The following is a 15,352-nucleotide window of genomic DNA, read 5'->3' as shown; positions in this document are numbered from 1 at the left end:
AAGATCAATGCAGTGCATTTAAAACTGAAATCTATCGTTATACCTCTGATCCTGAGATCAGAGGTACTTTTGTAATAGCGAGAACAAATCTGTTATAATTATTGGTATATTCCTGAAGAAAAACACCATAGAAAGGAGTCATAAATATATGAAAAATGTTAATAAAAGAATTGCAGCTTTTACTGCGGCTTTATTCATATCAGCTTCAAATCTGCCTTTCAGTGCATATTCCGAAGTAATAAATGATATTATTATAGGTTCAGGAAAGAAGCAAGCTTCCGCGTTAACTCAGTCATGCTCCGTCTCAGCACCTGTTTTAAAGCGTGTAGGCGGCAACGCTGCCGATCTTGAACCAGCAGCGGTCTATGGAAATGTTAAAGCAGATGATAAATCATCTCTGAATGTTTACCCTGAAACCTTTGATATGAGAACAGTGTATGGTTCAACTTCTGTAAAATCCCAGGGGTCTTATGGAAGCTGCTGGGCTCATGCCGCTATAGCAAGCGCAGAATCAAGCCTGCTTTCGGAAGTGCCGTATATCGACCTCTCCGAACTTCATTCCGCCTATTATACATATTACGGATACGACCAGCTCTATACAGACTCAAAAAAGCCTGAAGATGTGCTTGGAGAAGGCGGAAACTCGAAGATGATATCAAATCTCTGGTCACAGTGGATCGGACCTGTAAATGAAAACAGACTTAAATATTCGGATTTCAGGTTCTTTGACAATCCCTCTGATGTTGATCGTATGCAGCATCAGGCTGATTATCATCTGAAAAATGCATATTCCTTTGATTTTGACAGTGAAAGAGAGAACTTTGATGCGATAAACGGATTAGTCAAAGAGTTTGTGTACAGCGGACACGCCGTAGATGTTTCTTATATGTCTGATAAAGTCAAGAACTGGAACCCGGATTATTATACATCCAATTCCAAAAGGAAACCGCGTTTTGCCAATCATGCTGTTACAATAGTTGGCTGGGATGACAACTTTTCCGCACGTTATTTCTGTAATTCTCCCGAAGGAGACGGAGCGTGGCTTTGTAAGAACAGCTGGAGCACACGTGACGGCTTGGATGGATACATATGGATATCATATTATGACAGAACTCTTGAAGATTTCGCAGTATTTGAGATCGAAGATGCTGATGAGCACGAAAAGATATATCAATATGACAGTTTTATTCCAATACAGACGCTTTCAGCATATGACAGCGCTGATGAGAGTGGTCCTTCGTATATGGCAGATATATTCACCGCAGATGAAAACGCACAGATAAGCTCGGTCGGAACGTACATTTACAACTCCGGAACTGAATATGAGATAACCGTATATACAGACCTCAAGGATGAAACCGATCCTGTATCGGGAAATCCCTCTGCAGTTACAAAGGGCAGCTGTGAACTTACTGGTTTTTTTACTCTTGACTTGTCCGAGCCGGTAATAATAAATAAAAATGAAAAGTTTTCTGTTGTTTTAAGGCTTTATTGTGAAGATTCGCCATTTGTTATACCTATCGAAAGCAGTTTGTATATTGATGGAGCAGAAAAGCTTTATGACCTGAGTCCGTACGCAACAGACAGCAAGATAAAGGAATACACAGGCAAAAATCAGAGCTTCTACAGTACAAACGGCAAAGAATGGAAAGACGTTACAGACGAAAATGTAATTTACAGTGATGAAGAAAAGCAGATACTTCTTGAGTCGTTCATAGAACAACAGTATGACGGACTTGAAGATGAAGATATAGAACTGCTTGAAAAAGCGGCAGACATCGAAAAAAAATACAAGGAGATTTTCTCCAAAGGCGATCTTAAAATACATCTTGGCAATCTGACGTTAAAAGTATATGCCGATCCTGTCGGAAAGGTGTATTTTTCTCATCATTCCGGAGCTGTGTCGTTAAATGAAAAGGTGGCTTTGTCATATGGAAGCATATCCGATGGTATCTCGTACAGTTTTGGCGATGATGAACTGACTCAGTATAAGGAGCCTTTAAAGATCGTTTCCGATGTGATAGTTCATGCTGTGAACGGAGATACAGATACCCGGCGCAGCTTTTATCCCAAAAAGGCGGAATTCAACTGGATAGGCTATATTCCGGCAAATTATCGGACTGTAGACGGACTGCGGTATGCCGAACGGATTTCAGCAAGTGAATACAGTCTCGATATACCGTCAGGAGCAGAAGGGATATCCCTTTGCCTTGGTACTATATATAATGTAAAAAAAGAAAACAATGAATATAAGGGCGGAGAATGGATAAAGGAGATCCCTGTCGAATTTGGCGCAACAGATATCGTTATGGAGCTTTCAGGCGAAAATGTACTTGATAATGAAGTTACGCTCCATGTAAACAGATCTCTCATAGCCTTCGATGACAGAAAAGCTGTCATTGCCAATTCATGGGCGGATGAAATATTTACCTCGGAAGGTATTAAGCTGAAAGAAGGTGACAGTGTTCTGCCTTATGCCGGTCAGAAACTGACTGCGTTAAAGGACGGCAAGGAAGTTCCTGTTCAGGTGCCTGAACGCTACGATGTATCAGAGCTGACGATCAATTATAAAAGTGAAGCCCTTGGTCCGTTGGAAAAAGATACAGCATTAAAACTTGAAATAGCTTTTGATAGCGAAAATGAATCCGGATATGTTTCAGCTGAAAAGAGGCTTATTCAGGGAGAGGACGTAGATCCTGACTCGCTTGGAAAGTATTATCTAAGTATTATTCCGGGTGAGAGCTTTACTCTCAGAGTAAGCGGCGGTGATGGAAAATTCGAGAGTGAAGCTGTGAATTACAATATTCCTCAGGCACCTACGGACAAGCCTGATCCGACATTTATTCTTCCATACGAAAACGGGAAATACATATACGATGGTGATGGTGTGTGTGAAGTAACATATGAAGGATATCTTCCTCAGATGATACTTGATTCTCTTGTCGAAACATATGGCTACAGCATGGACAGGTTTATGGAGCTCATGACCGGCAGGCACGGTATCAGCGAAGATCAGGTCATGAAAATGGCGGGAAATGACTTTAAAGCAGGCAAGATAATTGATAATTCCAAAGGATGTTATATACGATTTGCTGCGACAAATACTGATTTCGCATCAGGATCGTTATATATTCCTCCATTGCATGGGATTACAAAGGGTGACGTGAATGGTGACGGTTTTATTGATGCGGTAGATGCATCCATCGTATTAAGTCATTATTCTGCTGTTTCCACAGAAGGTGCTCCTGTTATACCTGAGGATAAACGCATATATGCTGATCTCGATGACAATGGTATTATCGACGCAGTTGATGCTTCTGCCATACTAAGGATATATTCCCAGAACTCTGTAAGCGGATAAATAACGAATATATGTTTGACCATATTGTCAAAAACTCGCTTCCATTAGCGGCTTGTTTTGTATCCGTTAGGCAATAGGTATAAAAGAATGAGCAGTTCTTTGTGTAAATAGTGTTAAAAATGCTTTTACCAATTTGTAACTTTTGAGGTTTACTCCTCGTTTTTGTGGAAGAATTGCTAAAAAATATATGTTGAAAATGTACAATATGTTTGAAAAAGATTAAGGAACGATACAAAGGATTGACTTTGACCGCAAAATACGGTATATTTGTATCTGCAAGAGCAATAGTTGCACAGTCAAGCTGAAAAATGCGGAATGACACAGTCAGAAGTATATTTGCAGCAGGCTGTTAAAATCAGAGTGACAAAGAACTCGGAGCTTTTACATCCGGTCAGCTGAGGACATCAGTTTTTACCGGAGTTCCTTATGTATGTCATGAATGATAAAACATTGCTTTTTAATAAAAGAAAAAGAGACTGCGGTCTCGTAGACAGCTTCACAGAACAGAGGCAAGGGTAGACATAACGGTTGCAGAACGTCAGCGGTGAGGACAATCATCGGACATATAAATACCGCGATGTTACCGCAAACAGTTTATAAACCAGCTGATATTATACAATAATGTATAATATATATATTTAAGGAGGAAAATCAAATGAACACACTTAAGAGAACATTAGCCTTAGTGGCTACAATTGCTATGGCTGCTACATCACTCGCAAGCTGCGGTGATAAGACAGACAGCGGCAATAATACTTCTACAACAACAGCTCCCAAGACAGAGGCTACAACAACTGCTGCTGACGGCGGCGAGACAACAACAGCTTCTACAGTTGAGCCTGGTAAGATCGCTGACGACGTTAAGACAGGCGGCGACACATTCACACTGGCTTCATGGAACCATGATGACGTTCCTGCTCTTATCGCTCAGTGGAAGGGTCTTGACTATGATACAATAGTTGAGCAGCTTTCTGACAAGAAGGTTCCTGGTGTAGACTTTATCGACATGAACGTAAAGGGCGGCGAGGCTGCTGAAAAGTTTGACCAGTATTTCAACGATGGTACACCTATCGATGTATACTTCTGCGAAGCTGACTGGGCACTCAAGTATATCAACGATGATACAAAGACACTTGCTCTTGAAAAGCTCGGCTTTACTGATGATGATTTCAAGGACATTTATGGATACACAGATGCTATCGGTCAGGCAACAGAGGGCGCAAACGCTGGTAAGCGTGTAGGTGTTTCATGGCAGGCTGCTGCAGGCGGATTTGCTTACAGAGCAGATCTTGCTAAGGAATACCTCGGCGTAAATTCACCTGCTGAGATGCAGGAGCAGATCAAGGACTGGGATAAGTTCGTTGAAACTGCTAAGAAGATCTCTGAAAAGACGGACAAGGGCGTTTCACTTGCTGACTCACTCGGTGGACTCTGGCAGGCATTTGCTTGCGAGCGCAGCACTCCTTGGGTTGTAAACAACAAGGTTGAAGTTGATGACACTTGTGAGAAGTTTGCTAAGACACTTAAAGAACTCTGGGAGTGCAACGGTGTTGCACACAATGACCAGTGGACAACTGAGTGGACAGCTGCAGGCGTTTCAGGCAATGTAATGGGCTACTTCGTATCAACATGGGGCTTCGGCGGATTCTTCCTCGATGCTGCAGGCGGCGAAGGCGGCGAGCAGTATGGTAAGTGGGCACTCTGCCAGGGACCGACTCCTTTCTACTGGGGCGGTACATGGATCGTTGTTAACCCTGCTACAGATAACGGTGAAGAGGATCGTGACTTCATCAAGAGCGCTGCACTTGATTACGACAATATGAAGGAATTTGCTGTTAAGAAGCCTGAGTATGTAAACAACTCAAAGGTTATGGATGATCTCATCAGCAGCAACACTGTATTCAATGAGAAGATTTCCGGCAACTTTGCTGAAAATCAGAACTACTTTGCAGAGCTCGCTTCAAATGCTAAGAGCATTGACTTCAAGGGACTCATCACTCCTTATGATGCTACACTCAAGGCTGCATTCGCTGACGTTGTTAGAAAGCAGTATGTTGAGGGCGGCAAGTCATGGGATGAAACAGTAGATGCATTCCTTGACAAGGCTGCAGAGGCTTCAACCGATCTCGAAGTTGACTGATTTTAAAGTCTTAAAGTTCAACTAAATAAATATGCCTACGGAATACTTATGTATTCCGTAGGTCTATATTTGTTTATACTAATTCGAGAGGGTGTGTTTTATGTCATCAAATGCGCATAGACGTATTAAGTCTGTAAGCTACGCTAAGTATGGCTATCTTTTTATTTTACCGTTTTTTCTTGTTTATTTCTTTTTCCAGTTATGGCCGCTGATAAATACCTTTATTGTAAGTTTCCACGGCAATGGTAAAAATGTTGCTGAATGGGTCGGCTTGCAGAATTATCAGGATATTCTTTTCGGCGGTGAAAAACGTACTGTTCGTGTTATTCATAAGTCTTTCTTCCAATGCCTCGGTAATACTATTATCCTTTGGTGCGGTAACTTTATTCCCCAGCTTGCACTTTCACTTTCACTGGCTGTATGGTTTACCGAAGCACAGTTAAAGATTCCGGGCAAGGGATTCTTCAAAGTTGTAATGTATCTTCCAAATATCATTACAGCAGCTTCAGTAGCTGTTCTTTTCCTTCAGCTTTGCGGAGAGTCACAAACAAATCCGGGTGCATTGAACCTTATCTTTTATAAATTGGGTATAGTAAAGAAAGACGTTGTCGGCGCCGGACTTTATTCCACAATTCAGTTTGTAAGTGCAAAATGGCAGTCTCGTATCGTTGTAATGTTTATTCAGACATGGATGTGGTTCGGTAATACTATGATCATGCTTATGTCCGGTATCCAGGGAATCAACCCGTCACTGTTTGAGGCTGCAAGTATCGACGGTGCAACATCAGGACAAGTTTTCAGGAAGATCACTCTTCCTCTTCTTACCCCCATCATGGCTTATACTCTTATTACTTCCATGATCGGCGGTCTCCAGATGTTTGATATTCCTTATCTTTACAGGAAGACCCAGACTGTCAGCGATCATCTCAAGACAGTTGCTGTAATGATATTCCAGTACTTCCACGCTCAGGCCAATGAAAATAAGATGGGCTATGCAGGTGCTGCTTCGGTATTGCTGTTCTTTATCACTCTTGCACTTGGTCTTATTGCGTTCTACCTTACTCGTGACAAGGATGAGATCGCAAAAAGAAAACAGCGCAAGAAGGCTGCTCAGCAGGCTAAGAAAGAAAGCCGACAGTTTGGAGGTATCAGTATATGAGCAATAATATGAAGTCTGTGTACGGCAGAGCTAAAGACAGCTATGCATTCAAGATCAAATTAAAGTCTGGTATCCTTTTACTGTGGTTCATTATTCTTACAATTATCTGTTTACTTCCTATCTACATACTGGTGATCAATGCAACACGTTCACATACAGATATTTCCAATGGCCTCAGTCTTGTTCCCGGCAAGTTTCTGGTGTCAAACTTTAAAAAGGTATTGAGTGAACCAAACTTCAAGTTTGCGTTCAATATTTTCCATGGATATAAGAACAGTTTGATAATTACTTGCTGTTCTACATTCCTGACGGTATTCTTCTCAGCGCTTACTGCTTACGGAATACACGTTTATGATTTTAAACTCAAGGAGATATCATATACGGTCATTCTCCTTGTAATGATGGTACCTATGCAGGTAACATCGGCAGGTTTTGTAAGCTTTATGATAGATCTAAAGCTCACAAATACATACTGGCCACTTATAATACCGGCTGTTGCAGCTCCTGCGGTAGTATACTTCATGAGGTCATACATGAAGTCTTCTTTCCCGCTTGATATCGTTGAAGCTGCACGTATAGACGGATGCAGCGAGTTCAGGACTTTCTTATCTATTGCAATCCCTATGATGAAGCCCGCTATAGCAGTTCAGGCTATATTCGCCTTCATCGCGAGCTGGAATAATTACTATAACCCGAATATGATACTTATTAATGTTGGTTTGAAAAAGAAAACGCTTCCTATGATGGTTGCTTCACTTTCAGCATCGGATAAGTTCAATGATTTCGGTACGATTTATCTGGCTATCGCACTTTCTATTATTCCGATCATAATTGCATATGTAGCTCTTTCGAGATTTATCATTGCCGGTGTTGCACTTGGCGGTGTAAAGGAATGAGCAAAAAACAGTACACTTTATGTGTACTGTTTTTTTGTTGGCGCTGAGGCGCCTATTTTGTTCTATGCTTATTAATTGCAGCATATTATTGAGTAAAGGAGATGATAAAAATGAATGACAGTACAAGCTATAGAACGGTTTTAAGCTATCTTCCGGAAAAAATGCAGAAACTGATGTCATTGTTATCGGATGATTTGTTAGATGGACTTATGGAGGTGAGGATAAGATCCGGAGGTCCTATATATTTCGTTTTTCCGGATAGAACAGAGTATATTCTAAAAAACGGGAAGCTGTCTGTAAAATATAATGAAAATGCCTGTAAGGTTGAAGCAGAAGAAATCCGCGAGATAATTGACAGACTATCTCATTTTTCTGTTCATTGTTCCACAAAGCAGCTTTCAGAGGGCTGCTTTGTGATTGAGAATGGCGTGAGAGTCGGAGTATCGGGTATATATTCTTCAGGAGAGAATCCGGTATTATATGAATTTTCATCTCTGAATTTCCGCATACCGCGATGCGTCGAAGGATGTGCTGATAAGATCTTCGCTGAAACATATGATAAGAATGTAATAATATGCGGAGGAGTAAACTCAGGAAAGACTACAGTTTTGCGTGAGTTGTGCAGATTGAATGGTAATATTCGCAAAACTGCGCTAATAGACGAGAGAAATGAGATAGCTTATATTTATAACGGAACGCCACAGAATGATGTCGGAGCTATGACAGATATCATTACAAATACAAGTCGTTCAGCCGGGATCATGTCAGCAGTAAGGACTCTTTCACCTGAAGTGATACTATGCGACGAGATATCTTCCATGAAAGATTCCGAGGCGATAATGAACGGAATAGGCTGTGGTGTACATTTTATTGTTTCAGCTCATGGCTGCAGTATGTATGATATTTATAAAAGACGTGAGATAATGAGTCTGATTGAGAATAATTCAATAGACAGCATAGTCTTTTTATACGGAGCCTCTTCGCCATCAAAAGTTAAAGAAATAAAGAGTGTATGCAATGGTTATAAAAATATCAGCTATGCTCCTGATAATACTCGGAGGAGCATTCTTTGGAATTGATCGTTCGGAAAAACTGAAAAACAGAGCGGAAATATGCCGTGAAATTGAAAAAGTGCTGCAAATCTGTGAATTCACGTTAAAGAGCAGTGATTCCGACGTTTACAGCATTGCAGGAAAGCTAAAAAACAACAGTTTTAATGGCCTTTCTTTTTTTAGGAACTTACCTGAAAGATATGAAGCAGGAAAAAACTTCAGAAACGACTGGGAAAACGCTATATTAAAAAGCAAGCTTGAAAGTGAAGAAAAACAGCTTCTCAGGGAATTCGGCAGAACACTTGGTACAAGTGATACAGACGGACAATTAAAAGTGATATCTGCGTACATCGAAGAGATACACAGCCTGTATGAACAAAGGAAAGCAGAATATACAAAAAAAGGAAAGCTTTACCGTTCTCTTGGAATACTCGGAGGAATTATGGCAGGAATTATTGTGATATGAGGTCAGAAAATGAAGATCGATCTTATTTTTAAAATTGCAGGGACAGGTATAATCGTTGCTGTTCTGAACCTTGTGCTTAAACGTGCTGAACGTGAAGAACAGGCTATGATGACAACTCTGGCAGGACTGATCGTTGTACTTATCGTAATTATTGATGAGATAGGTGATCTGTTTGACAGGGTGAAAAACGTTTTTGGACTATGGTAGGAAATTGTTATACTGTATGCGTATTCTGCATAGGCGGGTCGCTCTTTTCGTTGCTTCTGAGACAATACTGCGCTGAGCACTCTCTTTTATTGTCCGCTGCTGTGTGTGCATCAGTGTTCATTGCGTCAATCCTTTTGCTTGAATCTCCTTTGGATGAAATCAGAAATATACTATTATCTGCGGATATACCGGAAAGCTATATTTCTGTGTTGTTAAAGTCACTTGGAATATGCTGTATAACACATATTTCATCAGAACTCTGCCGTGACAGCGGAGAATCAGCAATGGGAGCAGCTGCTGAATTATGGGGACGGTGTGCATTGATAGCTGTAAGTATTCCTGTGATGAGAGGTTTTATTGAATTGATTGGAAGTATAATGTAGGTGAGAAATGAAAAAGACTGCTTTTATTTTTCTGATAATAATGCTTCTGTTTATGATATCTGTTCCGATAAAAGCCTGTGCAGAGGATATTAATGACATAGAAAGTGAATATAACGATCAAATTGACGTGGTAATGGATGAATATGATATAGGCATTAAAGCTGAAGAAGCTAAAGAAGTGACAATAAGCGGAATGACCGATAAAATCATAAGCAAAACTGATTTTTCAAAACGAAAAGCGATAAATCTGCTTGTTACAATTATCTTAGTTACTGTACTTACAGCTATACTGAAAACAGCAGGAAGCGGGCTGATAAAGAATTCATCTGATATTTACAGCTCGGTGTGTACGCTTACAGCAGCTGCCGTTATTGCTCCTGAATTATCAAGGATTTTTATCAACGGTGTTAATGCTGTAAAACTAAGCGGCGGTTTTATATCAGCGTTTATTCCTGTTTACGCTGGGATTACGGCTGTTTCGGGCGGTGCGGTCACAGCCGGAGTTTACGATATAACAGTTTTGACAGCCTCTGAACTTATAGTCAATCTGTCATGCAGCTTTTTGATGCCATTGCTATCGGCGGCCACACTTTTGTCAGTGACAGGGAGCGTATGCGGAAATGCGAATTTCAGTGGTACTGTGAATATCATAAAGAAAGCGGTTACATGGCTTCTGACATCAGCAATGCTTCTGTTTACCGGATACACTAATTTAAAATGCACACTTGCAGGAAAAGCTGACGGTGCCGCAACTAAAACGGCTCGTTTTATTATATCAGGACTTGTTCCAGTAATTGGCAGCGCAGTCTCTGACGCATACACGACAGTCCGAAGCAGTTTGCTGGTAATACAGGGAACAGCCGGAGCCGCTGGAAATATCGCAGTAATTCTAATTATAATGCCGGTTTTATTGCAAATTGTGGTCTTCCGACTAATAATGTGTGCAGGTGCAGCAGTTTCAGATATTTTTGATGAAGGAGGGATGACTAAGCTTCTGCGCTCCTTTGACAGTACACTGGCTATTATTCAAAGCGTTCTTGTATGCTACGGTATGATGTTTATACTCTGTACTGCTGCATTGATGAAAAATACAGGATGGTGACACAATGGACATAGTCGATGCTGTTCACGCCATATGTTTTGTATCAGCCGGTATATACTTGTTAGGAATGCTGACAGAAGGTACACGGCTGAAAAAACAGGCAGACTTTGTATTCAGACTTGTATTTTCAGTTGTGTTTTTATCTTTAGTAATAAACGGATTCAGAAAAGCCGAATTTCCTGATATACATGAAATCGATATTAAGGATTACAGTAATTCAGTGGAAATATACAGAAATGAGCTTTCAAGAAAAGCCGGTGAAAACATTGCTGATATATTGTATTCACAGCTCAAAGCTGCGGGTATCAGTATAGAAAAAATTGACGCAGAAGTTAATATTTCAGAGGACGGAAGCATAAGTATTAGTAGAATCATTATCAGTTCAGCAGATCCTGAATCTGCTTCAGAACTGATACGCAGAAGTCTCGGACAGGAAACGGAGGTCATAAATGGAATGGGCTGAAAATGCAAGGGAATTTCTAAAAAGCAGGAAATGGGCTGTATTTATGACCATATGCGGTATCGCAGGACTGCTTCTGATAATGATATCTTCTTTGCTGCCTGAAAATGATTCTGTGGAAAAAAATACAAAAGATGAATACAGTAAAAAAGCGGGTGAATACAGTGTGTTTGTTGAGAACAGGCTTTCTGATTTTTTAAGCAGAATTGACGGTGCAGGCGAGGTGAGAGTATACATATCAGTCGTAAGCAGTGAAAAATATATCTATGCAACTGAAGGGCGCAGTAGCCGGTCTGAAAACAAAACAGATGTTGAAGAAAAATGTGTTATTGTCGGTAGCGGAAGTGAGAAGAACGCACTTGTTGAAACTGTTGAAAATCCAAGAATAAACGGTGCAGTTGTTTTATGCAGTGGAGGAGACAGCCCTATAGTATGCGAAAGGGTTTATAATGCTGTATCTGCTGCACTTGGTCTTCCGTTAGGAAATATTTATGTTTCAAAACTCAGATAAAGGAGAATTATTATGAAAAAACCATCAATTATTATCGGAAAAAAGCAGATAATCATGACCTGTCTGACACTGATGCTTGCAGTAGCTGTATACATTAATTACACAACGTCGCCCAAGCTGGTATCAGATATCGATGTATCAAGCGTCAATGATAAAAGTGAAAGTATAAGATACGGTGAAACAGAATTTGTCAGCGCTGATGCTTCTTCGAAGTCAGGTGACTATTTTTCACAGGCAAGGCTTGATAAACTCAGAGACCGCGATCAGGCAGTCCAGACTCTTCAGACTATGATAGGCGGGGGAGATGTTACAGATGAAGAGGCTGTGGTAAATGCGCTTGATGCTGTACAGGTCTCAAAGCTGATCGAAAGTGAAGGTACTATCGAATCACTTGTTAAAGCTCAGGGATTTCAAGACTGCGTAGCCTATCTCGACGGTGAAAACGCCAAAGTTGTTGTAAAGACTGAAGGGCTTGATAAAGCACAGGCAGCTGCCATAAAAGAGATTATTATCGGAGAAACATCAGTTCCTGCAGAAAATATCAGAATTTTTGAAGTAAAATAGTTGAACTGGGAGAAATTATTTGGTATAATATAATAGTAAGGGTGTATGCACAGTATTAGCTAAAATTTACACTCAAAAAAACAAGTGCCTATGGAGGTTCACTATGGAAGTTGAAGAGATGAAGCCACAGGTTTCAAGCAGACTCAAAGTATCAGATGATGTTATTATCGCCATTGCCAGGCTTGCAGCTCTCGATGTAAAGGGTGTTGCAGGACTGGGCGGCGAAGTTGGAAAAATGAGCAAGCTGAGAAAAAATGGTCCTATAAAAATCAGTATGATGGGCGATGTTGCTGCAATAGATATGAGAATTGTAATAAAAAGCGGTGAAAAGGCCTGCAATGTGGCACAGGATGTTCAGACAGTTGTTAAGGAAAATGTTCAGAATATGACAGGCGTTCCTGTTGCGAGAGTTAATGTTACAGTCAGTGGAGTAGTATTTGAATGATAAGTGTCAGAAGACATGGTATCCATGTATTATTTCTTTGAAAAAAGGAGAGTATAAATGACCAGACGTGAAATAAGAGACAGCGCTTTTAAGCTGGTTTTCGAGCAGCTTCTGCGTGATGATGATATAAATGAGCTGTATGAGATAGCTGAAGAGATAGATGAGATAACCGTAAACGATGAGGTCAAGAAAATTGTTGAGGGAACTCTCGACCACGCTGAGGAGCTTGACGGAATAATCTCAAAATACAGCAAATCAAGAAGTATTTCAAGAATATCCAAGCTCAATCTTGCAATATTGCGGATTGCATTGTATGAGTCTCTTTATGATGACAATACACCTATGAACGCAGCTATCAGCGAAGCTATAAAGCTTTCGATGACGTATACCTATAAAGAAGACACTGCTTTTATAAATGGTGTTCTCGGAGCTTTCTCACGAGATTCACAGAAGGAAGATAATAAAAATGCCTGAATATCTCGGCGTTGACACAAGCAATTATACTACTTCGGCAGCTGTTTATATAAGTGAAGAAAATAAGATATATCAGTGTAAACAACTCCTGCCTGTAAAGGAAGGAGAGCTTGGACTTCGTCAGAGTGATGCAGTATTTCATCATACAAAGCAGCTTCCGGATATTATAGAGCAGCTTTTCAGCGAGAACAGTTTAGGCTTGCCTGATGCAGTTGCGGCTTCATGCAGACCTCGCAACGCATACGGATCATATATGCCGTGTTTCCTCTGCGGAGAAGGATTTGCACGTTCTTATTCTGCCGTTACCGGTGCTAAGCTGTACACGACATCGCATCAGATCGGTCACATTCTTGCTGCTCTTTATTCTGCTGACAGGCTTGAACTTGCTAAAGATCATTTTATCGCTTTTCATGTCAGCGGCGGAACGACAGATTGCCTGTTCTGTGAGCCTGACAAGGAAAATATTATAAAAGTTACTGAGATAGGTTCATCTCTCGATCTGAAAGCCGGACAGGCTGTGGACCGTACAGGTCTTATGCTTGGACTTCATTTCCCGTGCGGCGCAGAGCTTGAGAAGCTTGCATATGGTGCAGATAAATTGTTTGATATCAAGCCTGTACTGAAGAATGGAAGCTGCTGTCTTTCAGGTGTTGAGAACAAATGCTGTAATATGCTGAAAAATGGTGAAAAGCCTGAGAATATAGCAAGATATTGCCTTGATTTTATTGCCGGAACAATTATTGCCATGACTGATTATGCAATAGAAAAGTACGGTGAATTGCCGCTTGTTTTCGCAGGCGGAGTTATGTCAGACGCGATAATCCGAAACAGTATTATTTCGCATTTTAGATCAGCCAGCTTCGCGGAACCGCAGTTTTCATGCGACAATGCTGCAGGTGTTGCGATATATGGATATTTAAAAGATATGGGAGTAAGATAGATGCCCGTAATTACAGTTACTCAGATAAACAGGTATATAGCTTCAATACTGAAAAATGACAGAAATATTCAGGGCGTTATGGTGAAAGGTGAAATATCGGATTATGTCCGGCATTTCCGCAGCGGACATATTTATTTCACTTTGAAGGATCCGGAAAGTTCTGTAAAAGCTGTTATGTTTGCCTCATCTGCATCACGTCTTAAATTTGAACCGGAGGATGGAATGGCTGTAATAGTATCAGGAAGTATATCGGTTTATGAACGAGAAGGAGCCTATCAGCTTTATGTAAATGATATCATTCCAGAGGGAAACGGAGCAGCTGGAGCTGCTCTCGAACAGCTGAAAAAGAAGCTTCAGAAGGAAGGACTTTTTGATACAGCTCATAAACGCCCGATACCGGTAATGCCTAAAAAAATAGGGGCTGTGACATCACTGAATGGAGCCGCTGTACGTGATATCATCAATGTACTTTCACGGCGTTACCCTTTGTGTGAAGTTTATGCTGTCAATGCTCTTGTTCAGGGCGAAGGAGCCGCAGATTCTGTATGCAGAGGAATACTTAAAGCCGAAGCTGCTGGCTGCGAGGTTATTATCGTAGGACGAGGCGGCGGATCAAGTGAAGATCTTAGTGTATTTAATACTGAAAAAATTGCATATGCTGTATATAATTGCAAAGTCCCGGTAATTTCTGCTGTAGGTCATGAAACTGACTTTACAATAGCTGATCTCGCAGCTGATCTCAGAGCACCTACTCCGTCAGCTGCTGCGGAACTTGCGTCTCCTGATATAAAATCACTATATGAAAAGTTTTCTCTTTACGAAAGACGTATTGAAAAAGCCGCAATAACTCAGCTGGACAAGGCAACAGACGTTTTTGTTGCAATGAACGCAAGACTTCTGGCTCAATCTCCGGAAAAGAAACTCCAGCTTGCAGGCGAGCGGATCATATCATTGAATAAGCGGCATGAAACAGCGTATTTAAGATATATGGACAAGCTTGAGAGAAGTCTCGCAGAAAATGCAGCGAAACTTGACAGCCTGAGTCCGCTGAAAGTACTTTCGCGCGGATATTCATTGGTATATAAGGGCGATAAGCTTCTCAGCAGTTCAGAGAGCCTTGAAAAAGGTGAAAAGGTAAGTATAAGATTTGGCAGCGGCGGCGCTTCTGCAGAAATAACTGATAAATGGTGAT

Annotated in this window: 16 protein-coding genes; all 16 read left to right on the top strand. The window is 40.9% G+C overall.

The window, feature by feature from the left end; translation table 11 throughout:
- The first annotated feature begins 148 nt into the window (after window positions 1-148).
- The 16 genes from QZZ36_RS00665 to xseA all read left to right on the top strand — a co-directional run bounded on the left by QZZ36_RS00665 (window position 149) and on the right by xseA (window position 15,351).
- Window positions 149-3,361 (top strand): lectin like domain-containing protein, encoded by a 3,213-nt coding sequence (locus QZZ36_RS00665; RefSeq protein WP_295075161.1) that lies wholly within the window; start codon window positions 149-151, stop codon window positions 3,359-3,361.
- Between the two features lie 655 nt (window positions 3,362-4,016).
- Entirely contained in the window at window positions 4,017-5,501 is a 1,485-nt protein-coding gene (locus QZZ36_RS00660; RefSeq protein WP_295075157.1) for an ABC transporter substrate-binding protein, read from the top strand.
- Window positions 5,502-5,601: 100 nt separating this feature from the next.
- The gene (locus tag QZZ36_RS00655; RefSeq protein WP_295075154.1) at window positions 5,602-6,660 is read left to right on the top strand and encodes a sugar ABC transporter permease; all 1,059 of its coding nucleotides are present in this window, start codon (window positions 5,602-5,604) and stop codon (window positions 6,658-6,660) included.
- Window positions 6,657-7,556 carry a carbohydrate ABC transporter permease gene (locus tag QZZ36_RS00650; RefSeq protein WP_295075152.1) on the top strand — a complete coding sequence of 300 codons (900 nt, stop codon included), beginning with the start codon at window positions 6,657-6,659 and terminating at the stop codon, window positions 7,554-7,556. The genes QZZ36_RS00655 and QZZ36_RS00650 overlap by 4 nt, the downstream gene beginning before the upstream one ends.
- A 110-nt stretch (window positions 7,557-7,666) precedes the next feature.
- On the top strand, window positions 7,667-8,635 hold the full coding sequence (locus QZZ36_RS00645; protein ID WP_295075149.1) for a hypothetical protein: 969 nt from the start codon (window positions 7,667-7,669) through the stop codon (window positions 8,633-8,635).
- Entirely contained in the window at window positions 8,574-9,074 is a 501-nt protein-coding gene (locus QZZ36_RS00640) for a stage III sporulation protein AB (RefSeq protein WP_295075146.1), read from the top strand. The genes QZZ36_RS00645 and QZZ36_RS00640 overlap by 62 nt, the downstream gene beginning before the upstream one ends.
- Window positions 9,075-9,083: 9 nt before the next feature.
- Complete coding sequence (gene spoIIIAC, locus QZZ36_RS00635; protein ID WP_295075143.1) at window positions 9,084-9,281, top strand: stage III sporulation protein AC; 198 nt, start codon at window positions 9,084-9,086, stop codon at window positions 9,279-9,281.
- Window positions 9,275-9,664 (top strand): stage III sporulation AC/AD family protein, encoded by a 390-nt coding sequence (locus tag QZZ36_RS12910; RefSeq protein ID WP_365685274.1) that lies wholly within the window; start codon window positions 9,275-9,277, stop codon window positions 9,662-9,664. The genes spoIIIAC and QZZ36_RS12910 overlap by 7 nt, the downstream gene beginning before the upstream one ends.
- Before the next feature lie 7 nt (window positions 9,665-9,671).
- Window positions 9,672-10,766, top strand: a complete 1,095-nt coding sequence (locus QZZ36_RS00630; RefSeq protein WP_295075140.1) for a hypothetical protein — start codon at window positions 9,672-9,674, stop codon at window positions 10,764-10,766.
- Between the two features lie 4 nt (window positions 10,767-10,770).
- Complete coding sequence (locus tag QZZ36_RS00625; protein WP_295075137.1) at window positions 10,771-11,229, top strand: hypothetical protein; 459 nt, start codon at window positions 10,771-10,773, stop codon at window positions 11,227-11,229.
- Window positions 11,216-11,737: a hypothetical protein gene (locus tag QZZ36_RS00620; protein WP_295075134.1), complete on the top strand. Its 522-nt coding sequence runs from the start codon at window positions 11,216-11,218 to the stop codon at window positions 11,735-11,737. The genes QZZ36_RS00625 and QZZ36_RS00620 overlap by 14 nt, the downstream gene beginning before the upstream one ends.
- Before the next feature lie 12 nt (window positions 11,738-11,749).
- Window positions 11,750-12,301 carry a SpoIIIAH-like family protein gene (locus QZZ36_RS00615; protein WP_295075131.1) on the top strand — a complete coding sequence of 184 codons (552 nt, stop codon included), beginning with the start codon at window positions 11,750-11,752 and terminating at the stop codon, window positions 12,299-12,301.
- Window positions 12,302-12,404: 103 nt separating this feature from the next.
- The gene (locus QZZ36_RS00610; RefSeq protein ID WP_295075128.1) at window positions 12,405-12,746 is read left to right on the top strand and encodes an Asp23/Gls24 family envelope stress response protein; all 342 of its coding nucleotides are present in this window, start codon (window positions 12,405-12,407) and stop codon (window positions 12,744-12,746) included.
- Window positions 12,747-12,803: 57 nt separating this feature from the next.
- A complete protein-coding gene (gene nusB / locus QZZ36_RS00605; RefSeq protein ID WP_295075125.1) occupies window positions 12,804-13,220 on the top strand; it encodes a transcription antitermination factor NusB in 417 nt (138 codons plus the stop codon).
- Window positions 13,213-14,160 carry a peptidase M22 gene (locus tag QZZ36_RS00600; protein ID WP_295075122.1) on the top strand — a complete coding sequence of 316 codons (948 nt, stop codon included), beginning with the start codon at window positions 13,213-13,215 and terminating at the stop codon, window positions 14,158-14,160. Before nusB ends, QZZ36_RS00600 begins: the two co-directional genes overlap by 8 nt.
- Window positions 14,161-15,351 carry an exodeoxyribonuclease VII large subunit gene (gene xseA, locus QZZ36_RS00595; protein ID WP_295075116.1) on the top strand — a complete coding sequence of 397 codons (1,191 nt, stop codon included), beginning with the start codon at window positions 14,161-14,163 and terminating at the stop codon, window positions 15,349-15,351. It abuts the gene before it with no gap.
- The last annotated feature ends 1 nt before the right edge of the window (window position 15,352 follow it).

Origin of the sequence: Ruminococcus sp., assembly GCF_016287535.1 — a bacterium.
Taxonomy (GTDB): domain Bacteria; phylum Bacillota; class Clostridia; order Oscillospirales; family Ruminococcaceae; genus Ruminococcus.
The sequence above is the reverse complement of the archived record's forward strand: the minus strand, read 5'-3'. Positions and strand labels throughout refer to the sequence as shown.